General features: G+C 69.0%; 26 protein-coding genes. 14 read left to right on the forward strand and 12 right to left on the reverse strand.

Going from position 1 to position 23,671, the window contains the following annotated elements:
• The first annotated feature begins 45 nt into the window (after positions 1-45).
• The 6 genes from ACIBK3_RS18800 (at position 46) to ACIBK3_RS18825 (ending at position 4,525) form a co-directional block, all read left to right on the forward strand.
• Complete coding sequence (locus ACIBK3_RS18800) at positions 46-918, forward strand: DUF317 domain-containing protein (RefSeq protein WP_266586636.1); 873 nt, start codon at positions 46-48, stop codon at positions 916-918.
• A gap of 47 nt (positions 919-965) precedes the next feature.
• Positions 966-1,301 (forward strand): DUF317 domain-containing protein, encoded by a 336-nt coding sequence (locus tag ACIBK3_RS18805; RefSeq protein ID WP_266586638.1) that lies wholly within the window; start codon positions 966-968, stop codon positions 1,299-1,301.
• A gap of 72 nt (positions 1,302-1,373) precedes the next feature.
• A complete protein-coding gene (locus ACIBK3_RS18810; protein WP_399367796.1) occupies positions 1,374-1,994 on the forward strand; it encodes a DUF317 domain-containing protein in 621 nt (206 codons plus the stop codon).
• A complete protein-coding gene (locus ACIBK3_RS18815) occupies positions 1,876-2,313 on the forward strand; it encodes a hypothetical protein (RefSeq protein ID WP_371651766.1) in 438 nt (145 codons plus the stop codon). Before ACIBK3_RS18810 ends, ACIBK3_RS18815 begins: the two co-directional genes overlap by 119 nt.
• A 499-nt stretch (positions 2,314-2,812) precedes the next feature.
• Positions 2,813-3,811: a SpaA isopeptide-forming pilin-related protein gene (locus ACIBK3_RS18820; protein WP_266586648.1), complete on the forward strand. Its 999-nt coding sequence runs from the start codon at positions 2,813-2,815 to the stop codon at positions 3,809-3,811.
• Between the two features lie 438 nt (positions 3,812-4,249).
• Entirely contained in the window at positions 4,250-4,525 is a 276-nt protein-coding gene (locus ACIBK3_RS18825; RefSeq protein ID WP_266586650.1) for a hypothetical protein, read from the forward strand.
• 373 nt (positions 4,526-4,898) lie between these two features.
• Here the strand turns inward: ACIBK3_RS18825 and ACIBK3_RS18830 are convergent, their stop codons facing one another.
• Both ACIBK3_RS18830 and ACIBK3_RS18835 read right to left on the reverse strand, forming a co-directional pair.
• A complete protein-coding gene (locus ACIBK3_RS18830) occupies positions 4,899-6,233 on the reverse strand; it encodes a hypothetical protein (protein WP_266586652.1) in 1,335 nt (444 codons plus the stop codon).
• Between the two features lie 120 nt (positions 6,234-6,353).
• A complete protein-coding gene (locus ACIBK3_RS18835; RefSeq protein WP_266586654.1) occupies positions 6,354-7,112 on the reverse strand; it encodes a hypothetical protein in 759 nt (252 codons plus the stop codon).
• Between the two features lie 313 nt (positions 7,113-7,425).
• Here ACIBK3_RS18835 and ACIBK3_RS18840 point away from each other — a divergent pair, with 313 nt between their 5' ends.
• The 4 genes from ACIBK3_RS18840 (at position 7,426) to ACIBK3_RS18855 (ending at position 10,201) form a co-directional block, all read left to right on the forward strand.
• Positions 7,426-7,797 carry a DUF317 domain-containing protein gene (locus ACIBK3_RS18840; RefSeq protein ID WP_266586656.1) on the forward strand — a complete coding sequence of 124 codons (372 nt, stop codon included), beginning with the start codon at positions 7,426-7,428 and terminating at the stop codon, positions 7,795-7,797.
• Between the two features lie 104 nt (positions 7,798-7,901).
• A complete protein-coding gene (locus tag ACIBK3_RS18845; RefSeq protein ID WP_266588548.1) occupies positions 7,902-8,183 on the forward strand; it encodes a hypothetical protein in 282 nt (93 codons plus the stop codon).
• Positions 8,184-8,261: 78 nt separating this feature from the next.
• Entirely contained in the window at positions 8,262-8,948 is a 687-nt protein-coding gene (locus tag ACIBK3_RS18850) for a DUF317 domain-containing protein (protein WP_266586658.1), read from the forward strand.
• 179 nt (positions 8,949-9,127) lie between these two features.
• Positions 9,128-10,201 (forward strand): hypothetical protein, encoded by a 1,074-nt coding sequence (locus ACIBK3_RS18855; protein WP_266586660.1) that lies wholly within the window; start codon positions 9,128-9,130, stop codon positions 10,199-10,201.
• 79 nt (positions 10,202-10,280) lie between these two features.
• Here the strand turns inward: ACIBK3_RS18855 and ACIBK3_RS18860 are convergent, their stop codons facing one another.
• The 10 genes from ACIBK3_RS18860 to ACIBK3_RS18905 all read right to left on the reverse strand — a co-directional run bounded on the left by ACIBK3_RS18860 (position 10,281) and on the right by ACIBK3_RS18905 (position 18,580).
• A complete protein-coding gene (locus ACIBK3_RS18860; RefSeq protein ID WP_266586662.1) occupies positions 10,281-10,973 on the reverse strand; it encodes a hypothetical protein in 693 nt (230 codons plus the stop codon).
• 95 nt (positions 10,974-11,068) lie between these two features.
• Complete coding sequence (locus tag ACIBK3_RS18865; protein ID WP_266586664.1) at positions 11,069-11,506, reverse strand: hypothetical protein; 438 nt, start codon at positions 11,504-11,506, stop codon at positions 11,069-11,071.
• An 82-nt stretch (positions 11,507-11,588) separates the two neighbouring features.
• Positions 11,589-13,313, reverse strand: coding sequence for a relaxase/mobilization nuclease domain-containing protein (locus ACIBK3_RS18870; protein WP_266586666.1), 1,725 nt, complete (start codon positions 13,311-13,313; stop codon positions 11,589-11,591).
• Positions 13,310-13,720, reverse strand: a complete 411-nt coding sequence (locus ACIBK3_RS18875; protein WP_371649066.1) for a plasmid mobilization protein — start codon at positions 13,718-13,720, stop codon at positions 13,310-13,312. The genes ACIBK3_RS18870 and ACIBK3_RS18875 overlap by 4 nt, the downstream gene beginning before the upstream one ends.
• A gap of 245 nt (positions 13,721-13,965) precedes the next feature.
• The gene (locus ACIBK3_RS18880; protein ID WP_266586670.1) at positions 13,966-14,181 is read right to left on the reverse strand and encodes a hypothetical protein; all 216 of its coding nucleotides are present in this window, start codon (positions 14,179-14,181) and stop codon (positions 13,966-13,968) included.
• Positions 14,182-14,301: 120 nt separating this feature from the next.
• A complete protein-coding gene (locus ACIBK3_RS18885) occupies positions 14,302-14,493 on the reverse strand; it encodes a hypothetical protein (RefSeq protein ID WP_266586672.1) in 192 nt (63 codons plus the stop codon).
• Entirely contained in the window at positions 14,490-16,196 is a 1,707-nt protein-coding gene (locus ACIBK3_RS18890; RefSeq protein ID WP_266586674.1) for a hypothetical protein, read from the reverse strand. The genes ACIBK3_RS18885 and ACIBK3_RS18890 overlap by 4 nt, the downstream gene beginning before the upstream one ends.
• Positions 16,193-16,828 carry a WhiB family transcriptional regulator gene (locus ACIBK3_RS18895; protein ID WP_266586676.1) on the reverse strand — a complete coding sequence of 212 codons (636 nt, stop codon included), beginning with the start codon at positions 16,826-16,828 and terminating at the stop codon, positions 16,193-16,195. Before ACIBK3_RS18895 ends, ACIBK3_RS18890 begins: the two co-directional genes overlap by 4 nt.
• A gap of 148 nt (positions 16,829-16,976) precedes the next feature.
• Positions 16,977-17,669, reverse strand: a complete 693-nt coding sequence (locus ACIBK3_RS18900; RefSeq protein ID WP_266586678.1) for a hypothetical protein — start codon at positions 17,667-17,669, stop codon at positions 16,977-16,979.
• 5 nt (positions 17,670-17,674) lie between these two features.
• Complete coding sequence (locus ACIBK3_RS18905; RefSeq protein ID WP_266586680.1) at positions 17,675-18,580, reverse strand: helix-turn-helix domain-containing protein; 906 nt, start codon at positions 18,578-18,580, stop codon at positions 17,675-17,677.
• A gap of 1,150 nt (positions 18,581-19,730) precedes the next feature.
• Between ACIBK3_RS18905 and ACIBK3_RS18910 the strand changes: the two genes are divergently transcribed.
• The 4 genes from ACIBK3_RS18910 to ACIBK3_RS18925 are packed head-to-tail and all read left to right on the forward strand — an operon-like array spanning position 19,731 to position 23,340.
• A complete protein-coding gene (locus tag ACIBK3_RS18910; protein ID WP_052425335.1) occupies positions 19,731-20,171 on the forward strand; it encodes a hypothetical protein in 441 nt (146 codons plus the stop codon).
• Between the two features lie 42 nt (positions 20,172-20,213).
• Entirely contained in the window at positions 20,214-20,726 is a 513-nt protein-coding gene (locus ACIBK3_RS18915; protein WP_266586684.1) for a hypothetical protein, read from the forward strand.
• A complete protein-coding gene (locus tag ACIBK3_RS18920) occupies positions 20,723-21,931 on the forward strand; it encodes an MAB_1171c family putative transporter (protein WP_266586686.1) in 1,209 nt (402 codons plus the stop codon). Before ACIBK3_RS18915 ends, ACIBK3_RS18920 begins: the two co-directional genes overlap by 4 nt.
• Positions 21,928-23,340 (forward strand): amidase family protein, encoded by a 1,413-nt coding sequence (locus ACIBK3_RS18925; RefSeq protein WP_269648609.1) that lies wholly within the window; start codon positions 21,928-21,930, stop codon positions 23,338-23,340. The genes ACIBK3_RS18920 and ACIBK3_RS18925 overlap by 4 nt, the downstream gene beginning before the upstream one ends.
• The last annotated feature ends 331 nt before the right edge of the window (positions 23,341-23,671 follow it).

The following is a 23,671-nucleotide window of genomic DNA, read 5'->3' on the forward strand; positions in this document are numbered from 1 at the left end:
CCAGAAGCGTGTGCTCATCTCCCCAGCCTCAACCTCAGGACTTTCGTGCCCGACACCGAAGAGATCGACGGCGACAACTACGTATCCCCGCGCTACCTCGCAGGCAGCACTTGCGATGCAGACCCCGCGCTGGCGCCGCTCCTCGCGCTTGGCTTCGACCTCCATCACGACAACCTCGCCAACGCCTACGTCACTGCGCCCGACCACCGCGTCCGACTCGGATTCCTGCCCGAGGGCGACGACGACGGACTGTGGCGGATCAGCGCCTACCGCGACCGCTTCGCCCCGCCAGCGTGGGGCGTCAGTTTCAACGACACCGCACCCACGGAGTTCGTCACCGCCTTCACCACCGCCCTCGCTCAGGCGTACACCGCCGGCCCCGACATCTACCTCGCCGAGCCCGACCTCAAGGACCCCGAGCTCGGCGCCTTCGACGCAGTCGTCCCGCTCATCAAAAACGGCTGGCAGTTCCAGCACCCGCGCTGGGGCGTGATGGAACTGCAGTCCCCGGACGGGATGGCCACCTGTGAGTACACCACCGGCCGCCTCGACCCGGAGAAGGAACTCACCACTCTGGAGGCCCGCTGGCACCTGTGGGGCGGACCGAAGAACAGGTACGCCCGCTGGTACGCCACCGCCACCACCAACACCCCCACCGCTCTGGTGAAGGCCATCACCCAGAGCGTGTCCGACCCGGCACCCCTGCCACGCTGGAGGGACTCGATGCTCCCTGGGCTGCGCCAGGCCGCACAGCTCACTCCCATCACACCGCCCGCGCCCCCGGTTCCGACCCCGCTCGACGTCCAGCGCGCCCTCACCCGCCGACCGCCGGCACTCGGCACCCGCAGCGTCCCGCGCTGGAGCACGGCCACCCTTCCTCCGGCGCCCGCCGCCCCACGCACGGCCGCGCGCCGCTGATCCGCCGCCACCCACGACCAGCAACTCCCTCCCGCCGAACGGACCTTGTGTCACTCAGCCCTCTGGACGATCTCGACGTGGTCGAGGTCCTGCCCCGCCACCTCGCCGGCCCCGGCATCCACGACCTCGTCGACGTATGGCCCTTCCCTTTCGATCAGGGCTGGACCCTCCACCACTCCGGAGACGGCCCCGCCATCGTGATCAGTCCCGGTATGCAGCTGCTCGCCGGGCACGTACCGTCCGAGGACCACGTGCGCGGTGGCGAGTGGCTGATCGCCGCACACAAGGAGCCCTTCCTGTCGGCCACCTGGACGGCCACGCTCGACGCCAGTACCCCCGTCGAACTCGTTCGCGACCTGTATGCCGAAGTGCTCGCGCTGTGACAGGCGAACAGACAGGGCGAACGCAACCTGCTGCGCCCAGACGACGTCCGCCCCCAAGACGTATACCTGCCGCTGCTCACCGCCCGCTGGCACCACACGGTCAAGACGGACGGAGTCCAGTACTTCCGCAGCCCAGACGGCTACGGCATGCTGCAACACGCTTACGTGCACAAGAACGTGGCCGCACCCGTCTGGTCCGCGTGGGGCGGGCCACCGGACCACCCGCTGTGGAAGGCCACGTTCTCCTCCGCCGTGCCCGCCTCCCTGGTCGCGGCGTTCGCCTCCTCCCTGGCCTCACCCGTGCCGCTCGCCCGCGCCATGGGGAACATTCCGGCCGACACCCGCCTCCATCTCACCCTCCCCGCCGCTCTGACCTATGCCGCCGCGCGCCAGGGCGCCGGCACAGAGCCGCGCGTCGGCACCCTCGTCGCCGACCCTGCCGTCCGCGCACGCCGGCGTCAGCGCCCCGGGCACCGGGCCCGCGCCGACCGTTCGTCCCGCCCCGTCGGCCAGCCGACCCAGGTAACCGCCCCGCAGAACCGTCCGCTGCCGAGGAGCACCACCACCGTTGTCCCTGCACGCCCAGCACTTCTTCACCGACCTGCTCGACCTGCCCGTCCACGAACGACGAGTGATCGGCGACGCCTGCTACGCCGTCGTTTCGCCCGACTCGCCGCTGCGGCTGCGCATTGAGTTCGCCCAGACCATCCGAGAACGTGAGTACGGCGGACTGCGCCTGAGCATCCTCCACCCGGACCGCGGCGCCCTCGACCACGCGTACCTGTCCTTCGCCGACCACAGCACGTTCGTGGTCCGGGACGCCCGCCTCGGCAAACAGCCCGGACATGACGGCTACGGCGTCGTACGGGACTGGCACCACGACGACACCTCACCCTGGATCGGCGCCGCCGTCATACCCCTGAGCCATGCCATCCAGGACTACCTGAAGGTCTGGACGCACGAACCGTCCCCGCCCAGCAGCGCCGACAGCGCACGGCGGCGACCGGCTTAGCTCGATACGGATCCTGAGCCGTCCCGGGGATGCTGGCTCACAGACGCCGACTTCCTCACCCGCCTCCACCAGGCCACGCCGGTCTGGCTGGACATCGTCGACAGCGTCCTCGACGACGGACTTCCCCTCACTCAAGCACTGACCGGCAGCCGCGAGCAGGCTGCCCAACTGCTCAACATTCCACCGGCGTTCGGCCTCTTGATCGAAGCCGAGGCGGCAGCCCGGATCGTGCATGCCGCCGACCTGCCAGCGGGCACACTGCGCGGTGCCTCCGTCGCGCAGGGCCTATCGCACATCGTGACGTTGCCCATCGAGGACCAACACCACCTCGTCCAGACCGCCGCCCGCGGAACCACGATCGACGCCCCCGCGCACCTTCCAGGGCAAACCCGTCCGCCCCTGCTGCCCCAGCCGTCGCCGGCCCGTACCCGCTGACCGGCCTTACCCCGCTTGCACCGACGGGCATCTCTGCCCGTGTCCCCTCCAGGAGAGTTCCTTTTTGCCTACCCGTTCCGCCCGCCGCCTGTCCGCCGTGGCCGTCACTGTCGCCACAGTGACCGGCACGTTGGCGTTGGTCCCAGCCGCCTCCGCGAACACCCCCGAGCCGACCACGTCCACGTCCATCACTCCGCTGAGCGCGGCCGAGAACGGCGGCGTCACCATCCTGAAGAAGGACCCGGGAGGAGGGGTTCTCGCCGGAGCCACGTTCACCCTGCTCGACTCCACCGGCAAGCAGGCCGCCAGCGGCACCACCGACGCCGAGGGCCAGCTGACCTTCCAGGACCTCCCGCCCGGTGTCTACCGGCTCAAGGAAGTCTCCAGCGGCAGCCCGCTGCACGAGGTCGTCGACGACCAGGACGTCATCGTCACCCCCGGTGCCGACACCCCGCTGACCATCATCGACCCGTTCAAGCCCGCCTCAGTTCGGCTGAAGGCCAAGGACGACAAGACCGGCAAGCTGCTGGCCGGATCCACGGTCAACATCGGTAGCGGCGACAAGACCATCCTGACGCTGACCACCGGCTCCGACGGCACGGCCAGCGGCAAGCTGCCCATCAACTCCCGCAGCGGCAGCGACTTCTGGCTCAAACAGGTGAAGGCGCCCGCTGGCTACGAGATCTACCCGTCCGTGAAGGCATTCAAGGCCAAGCCGGGCGATCCCGTCACCGTGGCCGTCACCAATGCCAAGACCGTCACCACCCCGCCGCGCACGGAGAAGCCGACCGATCAGCCGAGCAACCGGCCGACCCCGGACAAGCCCGGCCAGGATGAGGACAACCCGGCGCCGTCCGCCTCGGGTACCCCTACCTCCGACGAGACCGCGTCGAGCACTGCGGCCCCCACCCCTGCGGGCTCTCTCGCGCACACCGGCGCCGACGCCACCCCGTGGCTGATCGGCGGCGCCGGAGTCCTGATCGCTGCTGGCGGAGGCGCCCTCTTCGCGGCCCGTCGCCGACGCGCGGACAACGCCACCGACGACGGCTCCACCACGAGCTGACCTCACCCGCTTCTCTCCGTAAAGCCCCCGGAATCGGATCGTTCGATTCTGGGGGCTTCGTCGTGGGCGCTCACGTGGGGCCAGCTGATGGAGGCGCTGGAGGCTGCGCCACCGCCCCGACTGGGAGGTACCGCCGATAGCCGCCGTGGCCGTAAGGGCTCGTACTGACATTCGCCTTCAAGGGTGGATTCGCCATCCCGTTCGGGTCGAGCGGTACCGAACATCAGCGCGATGTCGCGGCGGTACGGCACACTGCCGCCGGAATCAGCTTTCCCGCACCAGAGGAGCCGTCTCCGTGGCCGAGCCGATCGTCGTCCCTGTCCTGTGGAGTGGGCGCTGCCAGTGCGGTGACCACACGTATGAGGCGTCAGGCATCCCGGACGACACCCCCACTTGTGCTCGTGCGAGCACTGCACGCGCCTGTCCGGGGCGCCGGCGATGGCATGGGTCGGGTTCCGCAGGGACGCCCTGAAGTGGACGGGCCCCGCAGGCGAGCCGACGTACTTCTCCACCTGGCCGACGCTGCATCGAGGGTCCTGCAGCCGTTGCCGCACCCAGCTCACCTCCGTCGCGGACGGCTCGGACATGATCATGGTGACAATCTTCAGCCTCACCCGCAGCGGCGAACTGGCCCCGGTCGGACACAGCTATCGCGAAGCGGCGGCGCACTGGATGTCCATCACGCTCGCGCCCGACCCGCAGCGCCGCACGTGACGGCAGGCATCACGATGACCCTGCCGCGGGCGCAGCGGCCGAACCTCCGCTTCCCGTAGATCGTCACCTGAATGGCCCCGGCTGATGGACCCGACCGGGGCCCGCCAGGGCGTGCGCGCGGTGCACGATCATGTTGACCGAGCCGCGGTCACGTTCGATGTGCCCCTCCAGCAGCACCGAGGACTACCTCTCGCGTGCGTTCCCAGACCGGAGGAGAGAAGACCAGGTTGATCACGCCGGTCTTATCTTCCAGGGCGCCGAACGCAACTCCCCTGGCCATCGGGGGCCTTTGGATGTACTTGGCCAGTCCGCCGACCCGCACCCGGGTCTGGTCGGCCAGGTCACGGGCCTCGCGCGCGGGCTGCGCCCCGTGTCATGCCCAGACTTTGTGTTCGTCAGTGAAGTAAGGCCACGGCTGCCAGCCTGCAACGCCCAGTTGAAGGAGACGTTCCACTCCTCGTGCCCACGTGCCAAGGTCGGTGAGTTCCAGCAGTAGCCGCTCGATTTCCGCACGGGCCATCACGACGCGGTGGCCATGTCCGTAGATTGCCACGACGGGCTGGAGGGGCGCCATGTCGGCGCCTTCGGCCAGGACCCACTCGGCGTTCAGGCCGGCTTTATGTAGCTCCTCGATGAAGTTGTCGGACGACATCGTCACGGTGAAAACCAGAACGTCGGCGATCAGGCCGGCGCACTCCGCAGGCTGTAGGGGATAGATGCCCCATGGCGGGGCCAGCGTGTTGCGGGCGGTGTTGTCACCGCTGCCGAAGCAGATTTGCTGTCCGGTCAGTCGGGTGCGGCGCAGCAATGCCGCGTACGCGGAGTGGAACTGTCGTGTGGCTTCCTGTAGGCCCCAACGGTTGCCGGCCGCCGGGATGTCGAGCGCGAGCAGTGCGCGTTGCCCAGGCACACGCATCGTCTTCAGTCCCTCTTGGTGGGCGTAGGCGAAGGCGTCGCGGAGGGTCGACAGGTGGCTGGCGTACGGTATGCCGGTTTCGATGAGACGGGCTTTGTCGGGTCCGGGCAGCGGCCCGTTCACGTCCAGTGCCTCGGCCGCCATGCGGGTCCGTGTGAGCTGGGCGCCCTCACGCCGTTTCGGGTTTGTTTTGAGCTCATGCAGGTAGATGGTCTGCAGGTTGTTCTCGTCGGGGGTGTCGAAGACAGTCGCGTCGCCGATGCGCAGGCAGTTCGTCAGGTCATGCAACATCGCGAAGCGCCGGTGTTCGCTCCACTGCTGCTGCATGAACTGGACCTCGTGGACGGTGCCTTCCTTAGCGAAAGTCATCGGGCCGGGCGCTTCGTTCCGTCGCAGGGTGAGGATGTAGCGGCGGTCGTAGCCAAATGCCCGCCACGCCATGGCATCCCCCACGGAACGCAGTTGTCGGCCTATGCGCTCAAGGACATCCGACTCGAGCCGCCAGTCGTCCACGTCGTGGTGGTTGCCCGTTACCAGCTCGGGCGCGTCTGCGGGGAGTTTCTCTCCCCTCTTGAGCCGCTTGATCACCCGATTTCGCGCGGCACGCGCATGACTCGCTTCGAGCGTGGCGGTCAGTAGGTCGTGCTGAAAGGCTACGAAGTCCTCGGGACCGTGACACTCCCGCAGATCGCGGATGAACCTGATCAGCCCCTCGGCGTTCTCCCGGTGGAAGGGATGCTTGATCAGCGCATCCAGCCGGTCAGGCGGCATATCGGTCAACTTCGCAGGCACCGGGCCACTATCCCGGTTACGCCCCCAAACCCACCAGCGGTTTTGGCCGACTGGCCCGCCCGAATCGAGGTGCTTGCCCGTGGGTCGTCTTCGAGCCGGTCACCGGGGCAGCCCGGACCGCTACGAAGCCGGCCAATCGGACAGGTCCAGGTGCTGGCCCGGGCGGAGGCCACTCTCTGCCAAGTGCAGCCGCCGGATGAGCACTTCTACTGCGCTCCTAAGTGATTCCTTGTCCTCCGCAGCCAGCGCCAGTGAGGCCGTGGAGACCTTCCGCTCGTCGCTTCTTGCACCCAACTGACTGACCTTGTTGAAGTAACCCGAGGACACGTTGAGCCGCTCGGCTGCAGTCTGATCCCCGTCGGCGGCCCACTTCTTCAGGTGGGTCGAGAGCCAGTAGGCGGCGTCTGCAATCGGTCGGGTCCCGCTCCGCAGAGGACGCAGGCACATCGTCCGCGCAGCCTTGGTCACGTCTGTGTCCCGCCAGGACCAGTCCGGCTGCGGAGGGGCGTCGCGCTCAATGACGATGGTTGCGTCGAACGCTGTGGCCGACGCAGTTGCGAAGTCCGCGCTGGCAACTGTTCCCCTCGCGCCAGTTGTATCCGGCTCCACGTCAGCGCCGAGGTAGTAGAGCATCACGACGAGGCGCTGATCAACTTCAAGCTCGGCCGACCAAGTATCCAGTAGCGGCATGACGGCAGAGCGGGCCTCGTCCTCGATCATCCGCGCAGCTGGCGCGGCGGCGAGCCTCGTTTCGGTGAGCGTCAGCTTCCAACCTTCGACCTCGTACGAGGCGGGGAAGGCACCTTCGAGCCAGGTCACCGGGTGTTGATCGACCCACTCGACCGCAAAGTGCAGCGTGCGAACCTGTCCGCTCTCCACGGCCTCAGTATCTCGCTGCCGCGGTGGCTCTTCCACAGGGCCCGGGCCATCCGCTCTCGCCTGGCACAGACGGCATGTCCCAGCAGCGAGACGGGACAGGGGCTGACCAACCAATCTCAGATCCGTGGCCGATCGGCCACCGCTTGGCCATCGGTCGTGAGATTCGGCCACGGAGATAGAGATCCCACATCGCTGTCCAAGGACAAGTTCGCCGGTGGCAGACAAGAAGATCGCCCAAAGGACTGGTGGACGCTGCAACGGCATGTCAACCTGAACGACCTTCCGAAAAACCCCAGGTCAGAGAGGTGATGCTGTGGCATTGGATGCGGCGCAACCCGGATTCGCCACCACGGTCGGGGCCCTGCGGCTCCGCTCCTGGAAGCTCGGTGCCGGTCAGGCGATGGAGGTGGTCGACCAGTTCTCGGAGGCCGATTTCACCCACATCGTCGACGACCGCGCCGACGTGCACGTCAGCTCGCACGACGGCCGGTTCTACCTCGGCTACTTCCCGAACGGCCGGCCCGGCGGCGCGGACGAGGACTGGGTGACGGGCGAGGGCTGGGTGATCGCGGTCACCGGCACCGCGAACGTTCCCGGCTACCGGATGTCCTTCGGTACGGAGACCCCGGCGGAGATCATCGCTGCTGTCGTGGCCCAGATCCTGGCCACCTCCCAGCCCCTGTGACCGGCACGTCCGCTTCCCCTCGTACGCGCCGCGTACCCTGCCCCTGCTCTCGTGGCCCCGTCCGCTACCGCTAGGAGAACGCCTTGGACCCGCACTCGCCCGAGATGACCGTCGGTGACATTCTCGATCTGCTGTCCGTCTGCGACCGCGACACGCCCGTCCGTCTCGCCGTCAACCCCTTCTTTCCCATGGCCCACCGTCTGGGCGGCGTGGAGAAAGCGGTGGACGAGCACGGCCGGCCGATGGTCTACATCGCCGAGTCCCCGGAGGCCGAGCAGTTCGGCCCTCTGCCGCCCGCCGTGGCTGTCGCTCTGACCTGGCAACCGCCGGCCGAGGGACCCTCGCGCCGCCGACGCGGCGCAACCGGGCCGAACACCAGCCAGTGATCCAACCTCGAACTGACGGAGGCGCCCCTGCACCCGCACCACCCCATCGATCCCTCCCACCCCCACTCGCCGGACTCGATGTACTGGGTCACCCCGCGCCACCTGGCCGGTGATGACGGCGTCCTCGCCGAGCGGATCGGCGACACTCTGACCGAGCTCGGCTGGCGCATGTGGCCGACCTCCCGCAGCACCCTGCTCTATGTGAGCCCCGACGGCCTGCGCGGCGCCGAGTGGATCCTCGCCGCCTACCCGTTCGAGCTGGGCGGCCTCCCGGTGGCCTGGCAGCTGTCGGCCCGTCCGTACCCTGCGTCGGCCTTGACCGAGTGGAACGCGTACTTCACCGCCGGCGTACCGCACGAGGCGCTCACCGATTTCCTGCTCGCGCTCGACGCCAGCGAGACCCCCGACGCCGGGCTCGAGAACGCCGAGTCGGTCCTCACCGCACTCGGCACCCGGGGCTGGCGGCGCGACATGGACCGCCCGCGTACGACCGCCACCGACCCGGGCTTCTCCACGAACGTCTCGCTGGAGATGCTGCCGCCGCTCATCCACGACGCCGACCCCCGCGATGACCTGCTGGGCTGGCAGGCGTGGGCGGAGCCCGTGCTCGGGGCGCCGTATCTGTGGTGTGCCAGCTTCAGCGCGAGCGCCCCACACGAGCTCGTCGCCGCCTTCGCTTCCTCGCTCGCCGCACCCGGCCCGGTACCGCGCCGCACGCTCCCCGAAGGCGCGAAGGACCGTCTCACCGTCGTCCGCCGCGGCTGACGGGCAGCTCAGAGCCGGTGGCCGAGGCGGGGGATCGGCGGGGTGATGCCCCTTTTCCAGGCCCGGTGGTTCCACTCTCTTCGCGGGAGGAGAACCGCCGGGCCTTCGCCGTACCCCGGCAGCCGCGCGCCTGAGGGGACCCTGGAACGAAGATCCAGACCGCGCATAGGATCCCCGTCGTGGCAGGCAAAGTGATCGGCAAAGGACCCTTGCGCGGCTACCTCCTGGAGGAGGTGCTGGCCTGGCTGTTGCGCTCCAGCGGCTTCGAAGTCCTCACTGCCGACGACGACAAGGACAAAGAGCCGTGGAAGGTGCTGAAGAAGGACAAGAACGGTCTGCTGGTCCGTGGACGCGGGGCGTGGCACCAGGTCGACGCGCTCGGACAGTTCCGGTACGTTCCGCCGTTCTCGCTGCCGGTCCGCTTGTTCGTCGAGGCAAAGTACCTGACCACAGCTCCAGTTGGTCTGCCCACTGTGCGCAACGGCCACGGTGTGATCCACGATGTGAACGAGGGCGAGACCACCACGCTCACCGCTCCGGGGACAGGCCGGCCGCGGACGCGATACCGCTATAGCTACGCGATCTTCTCTACGTCCGGCTTCAGCCCGGAGGCGCAGGATTACGCGCTGGCCCACCAGATATCCCTGATCGACCTCTCCGCACCGGACTTCGCCGTCCTGCGGAATCTCGTCAAGACCACGGCTGACACCATTCACGCAGCGCTCGAAGTGACCCCCGCGGCCGAGCGGCCGAAGGTGCACGAGATACGGACGTATCTTCGTGGCCCGCTGTTGGAAATGGACGCGGGCGACGTGGACCTGCCCGATGCGATTCGAGGCCCACTCGATTACCTGGCGCAGGCCCTGCACAGCCGGTCGCAACTGGGTCTTGTCCTGGCCTTCCCTGCCGCGCCGTTCGTCTTGGGACTGGCCTCGGATGATCTGTACGCCTTCGTGGATTACGCGAGAGCGCACCCCACGCACGCGGTGCGCCTGCGTCGCATCAATCAGGCAGCGTCACATCCGGTTTGGGAACTGCGCTCCGCGGAGCACCCAGAGGCATACGCGTTGCGGTTCGGGCTGCCAGAGCGGGTGGAAGCCTGGATCGTCGAACAGGACGAAGGAATGCCTTCGCGCACCCGCTATATCAAGCGCAGCATGCTGTCGACCATGACCCTGTACTGGATGCACGGGGAGCACGCGCAGACCTTCCAACTCCGCTACGAGCCAGGCGAACTCCGCCTCGACGGCTGATCGCCCCATACGCCGAAACCCCGGTGTCCGGGCCTGTCGGGAGGACAGGCCCGGACACCGGGGCAGGTGGAGGAGCCGGTCAGCGTGCGATGCGCGCCTTGGCGACCGCCTCGCCCAGGTGGGCGTCCACGAGGCCCGGCGAGCCGGAGACGATCAGCAGGATGCTGCCGGTGCGGATCGCCGTCTGCTTGACGACGCTGCGCTGCCCGCCGGCGGAGAAGGTGAGCAGCTGGCTCCACTGCTCGTCGCCGAGGCCCGGCGCGGACGCCTTCGCGGTGCCCATGTCGACTACGGTGCTGCCCGACGTCACCTGGTAGGAGGGGCAGGAGAGCATCGCGTCGAAGATCTTCCCGATGCCCTTGGACAACTTCGCGGCGCTGTCGCTGTACAGCTCCTCGCTCACCTCGGAGCTGCTGCTGCCGGTGTAGGTGAAGGACGCCTTCGCCTTGCGGCTGAAGTCGAGGCCGGAGCCGGTGGCCGCGTCGCTGCCGAGCTCCTCCAGCGCCGGGCAGCCGATGACGGTGACGTCGTCGTTGCTGCGAGCGGGCTCGGGCTTGCGGGTGTAGCCCTCGCCCAGGTCGCTCTCGTTCAGCAGCCGCTGGTTCAGCTGGATCGAGGACAGCGGCGCGGATGCCGAGCTGCCGCCCCGGTGCGCGGGTGCGGAGGATGCGGCCGAGACGTCGGCGGGCTCGGTGTGGCTGGAGCAGCCGGTCAGGGCAAGGACGGTGAAGACGGTGCCGAGGCCGAGGGCGGTCGTAGTGGAACGGCGCATGCGGAAACCCCTTGGTGATGCGAGACGGATGGTCTGACCGGGTCGGCCCTCCGGGCGCCGACGAACGCAGGGGTGAGGGAAGGGGTTTCGTGGCTTCAGCGGCCGAGGTGGCGCAGTCCGTCTTCGAGAGTGGGGTGGAAGTGGTCGACCGGACCTGAGTTGCGGTTGTACCAGGCGGTGTCCAGCCGGGTCTCCTCCGTCTCGTGGCCGACCGGGCAGCGCAGCCACACCGAGTCGTCGCTCATGTTGAAGACGATCCAGTTCCGGTACGCACCGCAGTGGCACGCGTGGACCTCACCGTCGATGACGAGCGGCAGGTCCCAGCGCATCATGAACCCCGAGACGTCCTGGCGGGACGGCGCCCGGAAGTCCGGCGGCAGGAAATCGGGCACCACCGTGGCCGCCGGCACAGCCGAGGCAGCGACAGGGCCGGGTGCCTCCGGCAGCGGCAGCTCGGTGTGCATCGCCAGCACCGCCTGGCCGGCACGCTGAGCTTCACGGAACTCTCGGTCCGCACGATTGCGTCGGAACATGCCGTCTCCATCTCTGTCGTCTCGCCTGCACGAGGAGAGTGCCGCAAGTCCCTGACCTGCTGCAACTCTAAGAAGGTTGAATTCAGCGGGACTTGGCGGGACGGTCGGTGCGGTGCGTCGGACGCTGCGCAGCACCGCGGGCGGCGGCGGGCGCGGTGGCCGTGTGCTCGGGCATGGCGGAAGGGTCGGCGGGCAGATCGGCCATGCGCCGCAGCCGCCACACGAGCACGTCGCTGATCGAGTCTGCGGTGTCCAACTCCCGTCGCTCGGCGGCCTCGGACAGGAGCACGGCCGGGTCGTGCCCAGCGTGCTCAACATCGGCGAGCGTGGCGGCAAGGGCGTACCAGCCCTGCTCGGTGAGGACCTGCTCGGCCAGCTCCGGCACCGCCTGGCGCAGGTAGGCGGCCTGCTTGCGCTGCAGGGGCTGGGACAGACGCCGACCGCGCTGGTGCATGACGGACAGGTACACCGGCGCGGCGGCCTGGTAAGCGGCGCGTAGGTGCTCGGCGGCCTGGCGAGCAGCAGCCGCCTGCTGGGCGTGCTCCTTCTTCCCGTGCCAGTGGGCGGCGGCGGTGACCAGGAAAAGCACCATATCGATCAACATGGCGGTGGTGGCGCCGTCCTCCCCACGACCGAGCGCCGGCCCGCCGTAGACGAGGTCACGGGCAGCCTGCCGCAGACCACGGTCGTGGCCCCGTTCGGCCCGGATGTGGGAGCGGGAAGCCCGCTCGAACGCCCAGGCGGCATCTCGCAGTTCGCGCCGGGTGTGCGCGGCCGAGGTCTTGGCGAGCGCGTCAAGGACCTCGCCGGCCGCGGCGAGCTGCGCGGCGACCTGCCCGTCGTCGCTCTGGTCGACGACGAGTACGGCCTGCCAGACCGCCGTCGTCGCCTGGCGCCGCGCGGTCGACGGGTTGACACGCGCCGAGCCGGAGGAGCGGTCCGCGACGGCTTCGGGGCCGGGTCCGGAGACGTTGCCGGCCAACCGCTCGCGCATGCGCGGTAGGGAGAGGTCGGGTGCGAGGGTGGAGCCCGAATAGTAGATCGGCTCCTGGCCCTCGTTGCGGTCGTCGGGCAGCGCGACCTTGTAGCCGAGCAGATCGCCGGAGGGTGCGACGCGCTGGCGGACCAGGAGGCCGGCGACGGCCAGGCGGTCGAAGAACTCCTGCTCGCTGGCGACGCCGGCGGCAGCGCGGCGCACCGTCTCCCGCAGTTCCTCGCGTGGCGTTCGTTCCTTGCCCTGCCGGTTCGCCTTGTGGCGTTCGGCGCTGGCGGGGCGCTTGGCGGCGGTTCCGTCGCCGGCGTTCAATCGGCGTAGCCCGTAGTCCACTTCGATCTTCCGTGCTTCCGCCTGGGAACGGGCGCCATCCTTGCGGATGCGGGCTTGGCGGCCGTCATGGCGGACGACGGTGGCGATGACGTGGATGTGGTCGTCGGCGTGGCGGACAGCCGCCCAGCGGCAGGCGGCATCGTCGCCTTCAGGGGCGATGCCGGTGGCGGCGACCATGCGGCGGGCGATGTCCGCCCACTGCTCGTCCGTGAGGATCGGGTCTTCGGGGGCGGCGCGTACGGACAGGTGCCACACATGCTCGGCGGGCCTGACGCTTTCGGGCAGTGCTATGACGGGCTGGTCGAGCAGACGCTGCAGGTCGCCGTACGTCGCCTCGGGGTCGCGGCCGGGGTCGGGGGCCAGACGATCCCACGCCGCGACGAGGTGGGGGTCGATGTGCTCCTCAGCCCTGCCGGGGCCGTACAGGTAGGCCACCAGCCCGCGCGTGTCCGTGCCCATGTCGTGGACTTTGGGAATCATGCAGCCGGACGCTCGCCGTCCAGGTAGCGCCGGAGGAAGGCGTCCACACGCAGGGAGATCCGGTCGACGGCAGAGAGAACCGCCGTGGCCTGCGGCGCGGGCTCGTCCGAATTCAGGGCTGCCGCAACCTGGTTGAGGTTGTTGCCGATCCGGTTCAGTGCGATTCGAAGGCCGAACAGCTCCTTCAGCATCTCGCGTTCGCCGGCGATTTCCGCGGCGGTGCGGTCGAGGTTGCGGGCGGCTTTGAGCGCGGCGCGAGCAAGGTAGCTGGCGATACTCATATTGCAGGCGGCAGCAGCACGGACGAGGAGCTGGTACTCGTCGTCGTTCATGCGGCAGCTCGGCTGGTGCATACGCTTCTTCTCGTCGCGCAGGCGCTCACGCTGCTGAACGTGGGGCTTCGGCATGGTGTGGGCGCAGTCGGCGCTGTGGCAGGAGTGGTTCTCCCCTTCTTCAGGATGCGAGCCGCCCTCGGCCGCATCCTGACGGATCGGCGCCCCCTGGCGCCGATCCGCTCCCGCCACCCCCGGGGCGGGAGACGCAAGAGCATTGCTCCCACCGGGAGCAATGCTCTTGCACCAACTTGCTCGCGACGAGGTCGAGTTGGTTTCCGGCTCACCTGGCGCGGGAGCGGGGGTTGTCGTCGGGTTCGTCATCGGGTGCGGTACCTCGTGGTGCGGATGCGGTGCTGGATTTCGGCGGCCAGATCGACCATGGCTCTCGGGCCGTGGAGGACGTGGACAAGGGATTCGGCGCGGTGCTGCACGAGCCACTGGCCGCCCGGGGTCAGCACGGCTGCGTACAGGAGCTGGTGGCGTACGAGCACCTCCGCCCAGGCGGCGGCCTCGGCGGTGGACGGTGGGTGCATACGCGGGCGGTGACGGGCAGGAATAGCGGGTCCCTTCAGTGCGGGGGCGGTGGCCCGGCCTCGGCCGGGCCACCGGATGGAAAGGTGGAAGCAGGCTCCTGACCTGCTTGTTTGTGACCGTCAGCCGCACTCGGGGCAGCGATCGAGGTGCCGGTTCAAGGCCCGCGCCATGCTCCGCTTCACCGACATGGCGTTCTTCGCGCTGGTCTTCGCCGGCGCGGATCCCTGGTGACGCTCGGCATGACCGCGCAGGAAGCGGATGTCCTGCTCGAAGCCGGCCTTGATGTGCGCGAAACGCTGGCAGGTCTTCATCGGGCCGTACTCCGTGCCGTGGTGGTGCCCGCCTCGTCGCGGAGCCGCTGCAGAACCGGCGTCAGACGCTCGTTCCGTCCTCCCCGGATCTGCTGGGCACGGAGGATCTCCCGCAGCTGAACGCGGGTCAGCGACTCGTTGCCGTCCCGCTCCAGCAGCGCGGGCACATGGGGACGGACCCGCTCGACCATCTCCTCCACGCTCAGCTGCGGCTGCTTCCGGGACCGTTGGGATTGACCGCCGCGCGGCCGGTTCCGGGACGCCCTCGCCTTCGGCGTCCGCCGTACGGGGACGGTGTGGGGACGGTCCCCGTTGGGTTCGGTCCCCGTTTCGGTGTCGGGGTGTTCGCGGTCCCCGTCGTCGTTGGGGACGGTGTGGGGACGGTCCCCGATGGGCTCGGTCCCCGTTTCGGCGTCCGGGTGCTCCCGGCCCTCGTCCCCGATGGTGATGGCCGCCGGGGACGGGTCTGTGCCCTCCTGAGCAGTAGCTTCGTGCACCTTTTCGGCACTGCCGCTCGCGCCGTCGTCGGGCTCCTCGGTCCCGGCGGGCACGGTGTCTTGGTCCCCAACTGCCGCCTCTTGGCCCTCGGGCAGCAGGCTCGAGCCGGACTCGGCGGCTCGGTCCCCGTTGCCGACGGAGTCCGGGTGGGGACGGTCCCCGTCGGGCTCACGTCCCGTCCCCGGCTCCGCACGGTCCCCCTCTGTACGGTCCCCGATCGATGCAGTGCTTCGGAGACCGTCGCCGGGGACCGCGCTCACCCACGCACTCGCCTGCGTCCCGTTCGCCGACGGAGTCGCGATCGACGTAGGGAGAGGGGACCGGTCCCCCCGATCGGCGTCCTGGTACCGCGCGGGCTGAATCCAGGGCGACGGCAGGACCACGGTGGCGAGCGCCGTGGCGTGCCGACGGGCGGCCAGCTGCTCCAGAAGCGCGCGACGCTGCTGCGGGTCGGTGCCGACACCGGATCGTGCGAGAGCCGACTGGAGCCGCCGCGTGATCCGACTGCCACGGCCGTTCTCACGCTCCTTCTCTGGTATCCCGGCCAGCCGGGAGGCCAGGGCCACGGCCCGTTGAGTCGCGCGGTCCTTGGTGATCTGCGCGGCATCACGGTTGCGGGTGGCGACGCCCAGGCGTGAGAGGAGACGCTCCCGCACTTCACGTCCGAGCGTGGCCAGGAGCCCTTGGGAGGCGGCGTCCGGCTTGTGCAGCCGTAGCTCGATGCCCATGGCCAGGTGCCAGAGCACGGCCGCCATGACCGGGCCGACGAAGGCCCGCACGGTGCCGCCCACCGTGCCCGACTCGGCGTACGCCGGGATGACCTGCACCCCGGTAATCACCCAGACCAGGCCACCCGGCAGGCCGGGCGCTCCTTGGGTCTTCAGGTTCTGCCGGGCCATCAGCGCCGTCGCGAACAGCGCCAGTTCGGCCGCGCTGAACATCATGGCCCGCTCCACCGTGCCGGCCATGTCGAGGTAGTCGGCGGCGAACCGCCAGCTGGTGTCGGCGCTGTAGGCGGTGCAGTTGAGGGCGGCGAGGGCCGCGACCCAGACCGCGGGGGTGCCGGCGCGCGGGCCGCTCGCCGGGGTCCGGTTACGCCGGATCGACCATCCGCCGAGCATCAGGGCGAGCACTCCGACGGCTGCGACGAAGTGGATGGGTTCGATGCCAGAGACGAGGGAGGGCATGGCGAGGAGGTGAGTCATGCGGCCTTTCGGAGAGCGGCGATCAGGGCGTGGGTCTGCGCCTGGCGGGGCACCTGCACCGGGGAGGCGGCGGCCTCGGCGTCGTCGTCCTCGACGTACTCGTCGTCGGCTGCTTCGGCCGGGTCGATTTGCCCCCAGTAGCGGTCGCGGTCGGCGACGGCGTGGGCAGCGTTGCGCATCAGGTCGCGCGCCCAGTCGAGGTCGAGCCGCAGTGCGTAGGCGAGGCGCTCGGGGCTCCAGCCGCGTACGTAGGCGTGGCGGGTGACGGCTTCGCGCTCGGCGTCGCTGAGGTGGACGTCGCGGCCTTCGAACGCGGCCTTGACGCGGCTGTAGTCCAGGCGCTTGTTGACCCGGGCGTGCCAGGGGCGGCGCTCGTCCTCGGTGAGCCCGCCCCACATGCCCTGGCGGATCTCGTTGTCGAGGGCGTAGTCGAAGCACGCCTTCTTCACCGGGCAGCTGCCGCAGATCGCCTTGGCCGCGTCGATGGCCGCGCGATCGCGGGCCGCGTGGAAGAACAGCTCGTCGATCTCCTTGGCTGGCAGGCCGTGGCACTGGCCCCGTTCCTGCCAGCTGTGGTCGGCGATACCCCGGATCGTCGGGGGTGGGGTGTCGTTGGTGGTGATGTGGCGCATGACGGTCTCCGGAAGTCGCCTCGGTGGGTGCGGGTCGCTCGGCACCGGTGGCGGGACGGGGTGCGGCGGGTGCTGCGAGGCGGGCTCGGGGCACGGCGTGGGGCTGTACCGGAGTCGGAACGTTTTGGTGGAGAGGGGGGGGCTGCTGTCAGGCGGCGGATGCCTGCTGGGCCTGCGCAGCCAGGGCGCGGTCGATGCGGCCGGGGTGGGCCGTGACGCGCGGTGCGTTGCCCCGGGCACTTCCGTCGAGGCTGATGCGACGGCGGCGGCAGGGCTCGCCCTTGTCGGCGTGACACCAGTCGCACGGCACGCTCAGGACGTCGGGTCCTCCGGCGGCGATGGCGGCTTCGCGGGCGGCGCGGGCCGGGCGGTACGGGGCCAGCTCGGCGCGCACGGCCGGCGGGATGTAGGAGCCGACGGCGGCCAGCTGGTCCTTGAGCCCCGGCCGGTGTCGCCCCGCCGTGATCCCGCGGTGAGCCGAGGGTGCGGCCACTCCGGCAGCCACGGCATCTCGCGCCGCCAGCAGCTCCGCCCGCCAGGCTTCCGCATTGTCCGGGTCGGCCATGGGGGTCGGGTCGGTGTGCCGAGACAGACGGTCGCGGCGGTGCGCCTGCCATTCGCGGGCCACATCGGCCGGCAGGATCGGGTACGGCGAACTCACGATGCGCTTGCGAACGATCTCGCGGACGTCCCAGCCCTGGCCGGTGGCCATCGGGACGTCGCCGAGCAGCTCGTGCCACATGGCGAGCTGGTTGCGGGCCTCGCCCGCGTCGGTGCGGATGGTGCGCGGGTCCAGGCGACCGACATAGGTGAGCACGGCAGCAACTTCGCGGCGGTCCAAGGCAGTTACTCCGTTCCAGTCGGTTCATCGACGGCAGCGAGCAGGGCGGCCATGTGCGCGTCGGCGCGGGTCATGCCGGCCTGCGGCGCGGGGGTGCCGCCGGGCAGGGCGTAGAGGTTCGGTCGGTGGGGGGTTGGGCTGTGCTCGCGGGCGATCCAGGCCCGCCAGTCGGCGGCCCAGGCGGCGGCGGAGCGAGCGCTCCAGGTGCTCCGGTGGTGGCGCCACTTTGCGTCAGCGGCCTGTACGCCGTGCTCGCCGAGGCGGGCAAGATGCCCCTGCTGCTGAGCCCAGGACAGGCTCGCGTTGTCGACCTGCCAGTCCGCGGCGGAGGTGAGGTCGGCAGCACTACTGCTGCTGTACCTACGGTTCACCTTCGGTTCACTAGGGTTCTGGGGGTCAGGTTCAGACCCGGAGGGGGGTTGGATTCTGACCCGGGGAGGGGTCAGGTTCTGACGAGGGGGTGCAGATTCTGACCCGGTCAGATCCTGACGACGGGGGTCGGATTCGGACCCCGTCTTCGGCCAGATGCCGTGCTTGCGCAGCCGCTCGTCGTCCAACGCGGGTACCGGGTCGGCGTCCGTCAGGGGCTCGACGTACGCGCCGGGGTCGTTCTCCCGGGTCGCCGCGACCTTGGCCAGCCATGCAGCGGCGCGCGGGAGCCGATAGACCGTGCTGTGCTGCGGACCGCCTAGGTCGTCGAGCACCTCGAGTTCGCCGCTCTCGGCCAGCGCGACCAGGGCGCCGCGCACGGCGTTGCGGCTCGCGTTCGTACGTTTCATCAGCGAGGTGAGGGACGCCCAGGCGACGCACTGCTCGTCGGGGATCCGGTCGGCGATCGACAATAGGACCAGGCGCGCGTTTCCGCGGCTGGCGCTGTACTCCCACGCCCATTCGCGGGTGTCACGGCTCATCGGGTCACCGCCCAAACGGGCCGGACGCTGGGGGCCGGCTCCGGCGCGAGGGCGCAGGGCAACCGGTACGTGTCCAGGGAGCCAGACGGCGAAGCGAGGACGGCTGCCGCGCGAGCCGGGGACACCGGCCCTTTGCGCAGGGCAGGCGGCATGTAAGACTCTCCTCCGTAGTGAAACCCGCGCCGGTGTGCCTCGTAGGAAAGGACCGGTGCGGTGAAGGTGGGTAAATCTCCGCCCTTGCCGGGGCAGGAGTGCCATTTGGCGTTCGGCGTCCTGGAGTTACCGCTCCTTGGACGCCGTCGCTGTGTTCGGGGCTATCTCACCCGGCTGGATCGGGCGTTCCGCATCTGGCTCCTAGCGTCGTCTACTGCCGGGCAGGGAGCCCGGCGAGGGACGACGAACATATGCAGGACCTGCAGCAAGATCCAGACCTTGCTAAAGGACTCTCTACAAGTCGCACCGCAGGGCGGCGGAACCTGCGCGTACCTGTGGAGGCAGCGGGCCGCGACACAGGCAGCAGGCTGATCGCCCCGACCCACTTGGAGATGACCCTCACAGCACCCCCTCGTGTCTTGTGCCACAACGCGGCGCAGCGGCGAACCGTGTTGGTTCGGCGGCGCCGACCATGACGGCGCGCCTGGCGCTACTCGCCATGTCGAGGCTGTCGGCGGCGTACCGCCGACTGGCGTCTGGGATGTGGGCGATGGCGGCGAGGGCGGCGCCCCGCACCGCCGGCGCAGACGGCTGTGCCATTCCGGCGCGGCCGCGCAGAGTCAGTCGTCCGTCCACGAGCATGGCGAGGACTGGCCGCTCACCGCAGCGCCGGAATGACCCGACGGAAATACTCGCGCGGGCATCGCGAAGGGGATCGAGCCTTCCCACTGTTGCCTCTGCGCCTTCCATTCGAAGATCAAATTCGCCCTGTAATTACAGGCGCAACTAATGCCGCTAGGTAAAAGTGACGTGCGTCACGCATGCCGTGCACGCCTATCGGTAGAAACGGGCAGACCATCCCGAAGGGTGGACGCGCAAACGCGGGGAGCGTTTGCGAGGTAGAACTTTTCATACGCAAGATCGGCGCGTCAACTGGTGTTAATCGCGGAGTACAGTGGCTGAACGCCCGTTAAGCCGCACCGCCTTGGAAAGGATCATGAAAGAGCCAGCAGAGGAGCCGACGAGTCTTCACGCGAAGAAGCTCAGTGACCGGCTCAACCGCCTGTTTGAAGTGGTGCACCCGCCCGGCCGTGGCCCGTACAGCAACTCTGAAGTGGCCGAGCTGATGGCCGAGCGAGGGCTCGAAACCGTGACGTCCACCTACCTCTGGATGCTGCGCACCGGTCGTCGGGACAATCCGACGAAGCGTCATCTTGAAGCCCTGGCAAGCTTTTTCGGCGTGCCTGCCGCCTATTGGTTCGACGATGAGGTCGCCGAAAAGACCGCGGAGGAACTGAAGTTGCTGGAATTGCTCCGCGATTCGAAGATCAAAAACGTGCTCCTGCGTCTGTCCGACGTCTCAGCGGACGGAAAGGAAGCGGTCCTCGGTCTCGTGGATGGCGTGCGAAAGATGGAGGGGCTGCCACCCTCCAACTAGCTGTATTCCACCTATAGTTCAGCAAATGATCAAGGAATGACAATGTGGTCCACGGGTCGGTGGCGCCAGGATGACCCCCTGGCCGCGCTGGAGCTTCCCGACGTCACGAACATCCGCGACCTCCGCGACGAGGTCTCCCGCCGTACAGGGCGCGAGGTGATACTGCAGCCACAAGAGCAGGCGCCGTCGGTCTGCGGGGCATGTGCGGTCCTGGAGGCCGTTATCTATGTGTTCTACGACCCGCGGACCAGCTGTCTGCATCAAGATCAGATCATCGCTCACGAGTTCATGCACCTGTTCCTCGGACACCACGAGGCCCGCCCGCTGTCCGCCGCGGCGCCGGCGCTCGTCACCACCATGGACCCGGCCGTCGTGCGGATGATGCTGGGGCGGACCAAGTACGACGACGCAGAGGAGCACGAGACCGAGCTCCTCGCCTCGCTCCTCCAGCGCCGGATCATTGACCGGTGGCTGCGCAGCGACGAGTCCTCCGGCGACGCGGTCCAGGACCGCGTCGCGCACACCCTGTTGCGTAGGCGGGTAGCCCGACCGTGAAAGACCTACTCCACCCGATCAGCCTCGTGGTCGCCATCCTCGGATTCCTCTGCCTTCTGAGGGATATCCCCACCCGTCGCCGCGATCCCGCCACCACGGCCCTGGCCTCCGTCTTCCTGCTCTCGGGCCTGTCGTTCCTGTTCTCCATCACTCCGATGTGGAACTACCTCGACCGCGTCCTGGGCACCGTGAACCTCTCCGTTCCCCTGGCCCAGGGCTGCGTGATCGCGCTGATCGCCTGCCAGCAGGTGGTACTCACCTACTGGGGATCGCCCCCGGACATCGCCCGCAGGAGAGCGCGGACCTGGCTAGGTGCCGGCCTCGCAGTGTTCGCGGGGCTGCTGGTGCTCTTCGCCCTGCTGACGCCGAGCGCACCGAGGCCGATCGACTTCACGTTGTACTACGCGCATGACAACACGTACGCCGCGTACCTCACCCTGTACGTCACCGCGTACACGATCGGCGAGGTACTCCTCGCCTGCGGCTGCTGGCGCCTGGCCCGGCGCAGTAAGCGCCCCTCCGTCCGCGCCGGTCTGCGGGTCGTCGCCCTGGGCGCCATCGTTACCTTCGGATACAGCGGCGTGCGGACCGGCAACGTCATCGCGGGCGCCTTCGGCATCTCTCTCGCCGGCTGGGAGAACTTCGCCTGGACGTGCGGCGACGTCGGCGCCATGCTCACCCTGATCGGGTGGCTGGTGCCCACGATCACCGACCAGGCCAAGAACGTTCAGTACCGGTTCAGGCAGTACGTCAGCTACTACCGCCTGCGCCGCCTGTGGCTGGCCTTCTACAGCGAAGCCCCCGAGATCCGCCTGTCGGTCGACCAGGGCGCCCCTGCCCAGAGCCGCCGCTTCCGCAGCATCGGGTTCAAGCTCTACCGACGGGCGGTCGAGATCCGCGACGGCCGCTTCGTGATCCGTCAGTACCTCGAAGCGGGCGTCCGTGAAAGCAGCGAAGCCCATCACAGGGTGCGAGGGCTCTCGGGTGAGGAACTGAACGCCGCCGTCTCTGCTGACCAGATACTCGCCGGAATCGCCGCCCGCAAGACGGGGGAACGTCCCCATCCCGACCAGCTCACCGACTTCGCCGATACCAACCCCGAGACCAGCCAGCCGATGGACGACATCGATGCCCTCCTCGCCGTCGCCCGCCACCTTCCCCGCCAACGCGCCCGCACCCCCCACCTCGAGCGAGCCTTCACATGACCGACCTGACCCGCCAGCCTGCGCATGTCCAACTGCAGGCTCTGGAGCGCCGGGAGATCTCCAGCCGCGAGCTGCTTGACCTCCACCTCGATCGGATCGACGCCAGCACCCTCAATGCCGTCATCACCCGCGACGATGACGCGGCCCGGCAAGCCGCTCACACCTCCGACGAGCGCCGAGCCCGCGGCGAGGCCAGCGGGGTCCTTGACGGCCTCCCGATCACCATCAAGGACAGCTTCGAAACGGCTGGCCTTCGCACAACCAGCGGAGCCCAGGAACTCGCGGACCACATTCCCGACCAGGACGCCGACGCTGTCGCGCGGCTCCGCCACCAAGGCGCGGTGATTATGGGCAAGACCAACACCCCCGCCTACTGCCAGGACCTCCACACCGACAACGCTCCCTTCGGCTCCACGCTCAACCCGCACGACCCAGCGCGGACGGTCGGCGGCTCCTCCGGTGGACCTGCTGCGGCGGTCGCCGCCCACCTCACCCCCGCCGATCTCGGCAGCGACCTTGCCGGCTCGCTGCGTCTGCCGGCCCACTACTGCGGGGTGTACGGACTGCGGCCGACACACGGACTCGTCCCGGCCCGCGGCCACATTCCCCGGCCGCCGGGCTGGCTCACCAGCAGCGACATGGTCACACCGGGCCCCTTGGCTCGCCACCCCCGAGACCTCGACCTGCTCCTCACCGCGCTCACCACACCGGCACCGGCCGAGGAAACACCCTGGCACCTAGACCTGCCGACGGCCAGGAAGGGCGTCGACGAACTGCGCATCGCGATCTGGGCCGAGGACCCGAACTGCCCCGTCGACCACGAGACCGCACAAGCCCTCATCACCCTTGAGAAGGCGCTGATCGCAGCCGGAGCCCTGGTCCGACACACACCCGGACCTGTTGGCTTCGCCGACTCCACGCGCCTGTTCGAACAGCTTCTGCACGCCACCGCGACGGCCACCACCAACGACGAAACCGCTGCCACTGAACTCGCTGCCACACGACAACTGCAGGACGACGACACCAGCCCCCGCGCGATCTTCCTCCGCCATCGGACCCAAACCCACCGCAGCTGGCTGCGTGCGAACGAAGAACGCGCCCGACTCCGATCGGACTGGCAGCGGTTCTTCACAGAACACGACGTCCTCGTCACACCGGCCGCACCAACACCCGCGATCCCGGCAGGAAGTCGCACCCTTACGGTCGACGGCCAGGAGCAGAACTTCTTCGACCAGACCGGCTGGGCCAACCTCACCAGCCACATTGGCCTCCCCAGTCTGGTCGTCCCAGTGACCACGACCACTCAGGGGCTGCCCATTGGCATTCAGATCATCGGGCGGCCGTACTCGGAGCGCGTTCTGCTTTCAGTAGCCGACAGGCTGGCATCCCTGCTTTGTGTCTCTGAGTGAGAACGCAACCCTCGTTCCTGTTGTGGATGCCGCCTCGGCCCGCCGACGACCTTCGGGAGGAGTACTGGATGGTGATCCACTTCCGGGGGTGGATAGTGGTTCTCTTCGAGCCAGGCGCCGGGCGGCCGTGGGCTCGATGAGCCCGCCGGGGCCGTCTGTCGGTGTCGGGAGTGTCCCGAAGGCGTTGGCCGACGCCTTCGAACAAGCCGCGTTGGACAACCTGCTGGCTGGAGCCGCACCAACGTCGGTGCCATGATCGAAGCCAACGGCCGCCAGAATGACCTCGGAGTGCTCGCGGGGATCCAAAACCATCCGGCCGCCGACAGGGGAC

Source organism: Streptomyces sp. NPDC050287 (genome assembly GCF_044459385.1).
Classification (GTDB): Bacteria; Actinomycetota; Actinomycetes; order Streptomycetales; family Streptomycetaceae; genus Streptomyces.